This is a genomic window from Brevundimonas sp., assembly GCF_044239655.1.
GTDB lineage: Bacteria > Pseudomonadota > Alphaproteobacteria > Caulobacterales > Caulobacteraceae > Brevundimonas.
In genome coordinates this window covers 1-4658 of record NZ_JBIIAY010000244.1, presented here as the reverse complement: position 1 = coordinate 4658, position 4658 = coordinate 1, and the positions used below count along the sequence as shown (strand labels likewise).

Here is a 4658-nt window from a genome sequence, read left to right as displayed (position 1 = left end):
GTCTACAGGCTGTTTTAAATAAATCGCCTGAGGATTACATCCAAGAAGAAGTTTTTGTGGCTCTATGGCTTCAGAAATCAATGCTATGGGTATTCCTAGATGGTGAAAAGCCTGTAGGTTTTACTGTACTAACACCAGAAGATGATAATTTGTTTGTTTGGGCAGTATGGGGCAAAGAACCGCAAAGTTCTGAAGTAGTAGCGGAGTGCTTTGAGATTATTAAAGGTATAGCCAAGCAGGGAAACGCAAAGAGTATTACATTTGGTTCTCATCGTCTTGGATGGGATAAACTAGCAAGAAAATTAGGATTTACACCTAGACAATGGGAATTAAGATTAGAGGATTAAGATTATGAGTTCAAAACCACAAAACGTCACACAAGTACAATCAATTGACCCGATGCTACAGCCTTTCGTCAAGCAAGGGCTAAATAATGCTACGAGTTTATATAATCAGCAGACAGCAGTTGATGCACAAGGTAACTTAATCAATCCAGCGTATTATCCTGGTCAAACTTATGTAGGCGCATCAGACCCAACACAGGCTGCTTTGTTAGCGCAACGTAATCGTGCTATGCAAGGCAATATGCTTAATCCTACTGCACAACGTCAACAATTAAATACAATTAGCGGTGATTACCTAGCTGGCAACCCATTCTTTGGCGGTGCATTTAAAGGTGCAGCAGAACAGGCTACAAACGCGTATAATCAATCTGTAAATTCAGCATTGTCTAACGCATCACAAGCAGGTCGTTATGGTTCTGGCGCAATGAACACAGCATTAGGTGGCGCAGGTCAAACACTTGCTAACTCACTAGCTAACACAGCCGGCAATCTAGCGTATCAAAACTATGGCGCAGAACGCAGTATGCAACAACAAGCAGCACAAAATGCACCATCACTAGCACAAGCTGATTACTACGACATTAACCAACTAGCACAGGCTGGTCAAGGTTACGAAGGTTATTCACAACTAGCATTACAAGATGCGTTAAATCGCTGGAACGCAACACAAAATGCACCGCAAAACGCATTAAATACATACATGGGTTACGTTACTGGTTCGCCACAAGGTTCACAAACTACTTCACAAGTATATAGAAATCCTTTGTCAGGGGTTGCTGGTGGTGCTGGTATTGGTGGTTCAATAGGCGGTGGTACAGGCGCTTTAATAGGTGCTGGTTTAGGTGGTCTTGCTGGTCTTTTAGGTTAGGAGTTAAGTATGGCAATTTCAGATTTTTTTAGCGGTGGTCAAACTCCAGATTATCTATCAGGCTTGCTTGATGATGAACAGTTACGCAGACTTAAACAAAACGCACAACAAAATGCTTTAATGCAGTTTGGTCTATCTGCTTTAGCACAAGGTGGTTACTCACAAACTCCAGTAGGCATTGGCGAGATACTAGGTAAGTCTGGTATGGCTGGTATGCAAGGTTATCAACAAGGCATACAAAGCGGCATTGAAGGCATAGGTACTCGTGCTAGGTTAGAAGAATTAAAGCGTAAACGTGACCAACAAGCACAAATAGACACAATGATTGGTGGCATTACAGACCCAGAAGAAGCATTAGCAGCTAGACTTGCTCCAGAGCAATACATTACAGCTAAATTTAAACCAAAAAGTTCATTTAACATTTTAACCGATGAACAAGCTGCTGCTTATAAATTACCTACAGATAGCGGTCAAAGGTATCAAATGACTGATAAAGGCGTAGAGTTAATTAGCGGAACTCAAACAAAAGACGCTGCGGCAACTACTTTAGAGAAATTGCAAACATACAGAACGACATTAGTAAATGCAAACCCAAAAGACCCAAGAATTAAACAGATTGATGCTGCAATTAATAAAGAAACAAACTTTGCTCCAGGTATTCAAGTAAATTATGGTCAGCCAGTTGCTGGTGTTGATGCAAATGGTAATCCAGTATTCTTCCAACCTGCAAAAGGCGGTGGCGCACCATCAATTGTACCTGGTGTTGCTCCGTTGCGTGAAGAAAAAGCACCTACAGAATCACAAGCTAAGGCAGAAGCATTTGGCAGTCAAATGAAATCTGCTAGTGCTGAATTTGAACAAATACAAAAAGAAGGATTTGTTCCTGGTGCAACAATGTCACAAGCACAAGTGGAATTAGCCGGAACTCCATTACGAGGATTAGCTGACCCATTAGCACAAAGAACACAACAATCTCAATCACAATGGGCTGAAGCATATTTACGATATAAAACAGGTGCGGCAGCTACTGAAGGTGAAGTTAAGCGCAATATTGACACTTTCTTTCCTAAAATTGGTGAAACTGACCCTAAAGTTATTGAACAAAAATCTCGTATGCGTAAACAAGCTGAACAAGATGTATTAAAGTCAGCTAAACCATCTGCTCAACAAAAGTTAAAGTTAACACCTGTAGACCAACAAGCCCTAGATTGGGCAAATAAAAATCCTACTGATGCCAGAGCAATTGCTATTAAAAAGAAATTAGGAGTTAACTAATGGCAGAATTTAATCCAGATGAGTATTTGCAATCAAATGAGTTTAATCCTGATGAATATTTAGGTGTTACTCCTACTGTATCAGTTACAGCAAAAAGATTAAAACCACAAAGAACTACTTCAGAAGAATTGATGCGTCAAGCAGGTTTAACTGGTCGCTATGGTTTAGAAGGATTAGGCTCAATAGTAGATTTAGCACAAGCACCTGTTCGTGGCGCAATTAATCTTGCTATGCCCAAAGATAGACAACTGCAACCTGTTTCATTAGGTGGTTCTATTGCCGATATATTAGGTTTACCACAACCGGAAACTGGAACAGAACGAGTTGTTGGTGATGTAAGTCGTGCTATATCTGGTACAGGCGGTATGATGAAGTTAGCAGGTGGATTAACTCCAACAAGTAATATTGGTCGTAATGTTGCTACATCTTTATCTGCTAATGCACCTACACAACTTGCTGGTGCTGTTGGTGCTGGCGGTGCTAGTGGTTTAACTAGAGAAGCAGGTGGTGGTGAAGTAGCACAAATGCTTGCTGGATTAGGTGGTGGTGTTGTTGGGGGTGCTTTAGTTTCTCCAAAACCAATTGGCTTGTCAAAAGAACAATTACAAAACATCAACAAAGATAAATTATTAAATACTGCACAAAAAGCTGGATATATTGCTTTGCCTAGTGATGTAGGTGCAGGTAAAGTTCCTAAGACTTTGGAAACATTGTCTGGTAAATTTAAATCTGAAGAATTAGCTAGTTCTAAAAATCAAAATACTGCTAATAATTTAACACGTAAGTATTTAGGATTACCTGAATCTGCACCATTAAATGATGATACATTTTCTGCATTAAGAGATGCTTATAGTGAACCATACAAATTAGCCTCACAACTTCCAGAAGGTCAAATTGGCACTACATCAACTAAATCATTAGCAACTGGTAAAACATCAACTACTCCAGTTATAAAAAATGGCGCACAACTTGTAGATGAATTAAAAATGGCTAGAGATGATTCTCGTGCAGCATGGAAATCTTATAATTCAGGTACAGCAGAAAATCCTACTGCATTGCGTAAACAAGCCCAATCGTCTGATAAACTTGTTATTCAATTAGAAAAACAACTTGATTCGTTAGCAAAATCAGCCAATCAACCAGATTTATTAAAAGCATTAAATGAAGCAAGACGTAACATAGCAAAAGTATATACAGTAGAAAAAGCAACATTAGGTGAGAATTTAATTGATTATCGTAAAATTGGTAAAGCTATTGATAAAGGCGCACCAGTAACAGGTGAATTAGCTTTAGCAGGAAAATTTGCCAAAGAGTTTCCTCGTGTAAATAAACCTATACCATACGAACCAACTGCGTTTACATTGCCAGATGTTTTTGCATCAGGAGTTGGACTTGGTATTGATGCTTTAACTGGAGTTCCTTTAACAAGCGCATTTCCTGCTGCTCGTGTTGGAAGCAGATATTTAATGGAATCTTCTCCATTTCAACAAAGATATGTCAAACCAAAATACAACAAACTAGTAAATCCATACGTGCCTTACATGGGTCTATTAGGCGGACAGTATAATAACGAGGAATAATTATGGCAAAAACCAAGATAAGCGAGTTTAGTTCTACCCCAGCTAATAATACCGATATTGATGGTATAAACATTGGCGAGGGGATGCTACCTTCAAACGTGAATAACTCCTTCCGTGAGTTGATGTCACAATTAAAGAATCAGCAAGACGGGTCAGACGGCAGCGACTTTACTGTAGGCGGTAACTTAACTGTTGCTGGTACTACTACAACAACCGGAACGCACACATATAACGGTGCAGCTACATTTAACGGTGCTGTCACCATGACATCTACTGCTAACTTAGGTACTAATGCTACGGTAGGTGGTGGTGTTGTTAATAACACAGTCATCGGTAATACCACAGCACAAACTGTACGAGGCACAACTATCACAGCCACAACAGGCTTTGTAGGCGGCTTAACAGGTAATGTAACGGGTAACCTTACAGGTAACGTAACAGGCGCAGTCACAGGCAACGTAACTGGTAATGTTACAGGTAACTTAACTGGCAATGTAACGGGTAACGTTACAGCAGTATCTGGCACATCAACATTCAATAACGTAACGATTGATGGCACGTTAGATATGTCATCTGGCACGGTAGGCACTA

Annotated in this window: 4 protein-coding genes and 1 pseudogene; all 5 read left to right on the top strand. The window is 39.9% G+C overall.

Annotated elements, in window-relative coordinates; translation table 11 throughout:
* On the top strand, positions 1–347 hold a 347-nt coding region (locus ACILQR_RS17410), incomplete at its 5' end, for a hypothetical protein (protein WP_395652624.1).
* Positions 348–351: 4 nt separating this feature from the next.
* Positions 352–1212, top strand: coding sequence for a hypothetical protein (locus ACILQR_RS17405; RefSeq protein WP_395652623.1), 861 nt, complete (start codon positions 352–354; stop codon positions 1210–1212).
* Positions 1213–1221: 9 nt separating this feature from the next.
* A complete protein-coding gene (locus ACILQR_RS17400; RefSeq protein ID WP_395652622.1) occupies positions 1222–2487 on the top strand; it encodes a hypothetical protein in 1266 nt (421 codons plus the stop codon).
* Positions 2487–4067 (top strand): hypothetical protein, encoded by a 1581-nt coding sequence (locus tag ACILQR_RS17395; protein WP_395652621.1) that lies wholly within the window; start codon positions 2487–2489, stop codon positions 4065–4067. The genes ACILQR_RS17400 and ACILQR_RS17395 overlap by 1 nt, the downstream gene beginning before the upstream one ends.
* Before the next feature lie 2 nt (positions 4068–4069).
* Positions 4070–4658 (top strand): annotated as a pseudogene (locus ACILQR_RS17390) (hypothetical protein); the annotation flags it as partial.

Bases quoted from the DNA above. Each gene is read 5' to 3' on its own strand.
- ACILQR_RS17405 (WP_395652623.1), top strand. From the start codon at position 352: ATGAGTTCAAAACCACAAAACGTCACACAAGTACAATCAATTGACCCG.
- ACILQR_RS17400 (WP_395652622.1), top strand. From the start codon at position 1,222: ATGGCAATTTCAGATTTTTTTAGCGGTGGTCAAACTCCAGATTATCTA.
- ACILQR_RS17395 (WP_395652621.1), top strand. From the start codon at position 2,487: ATGGCAGAATTTAATCCAGATGAGTATTTGCAATCAAATGAGTTTAAT.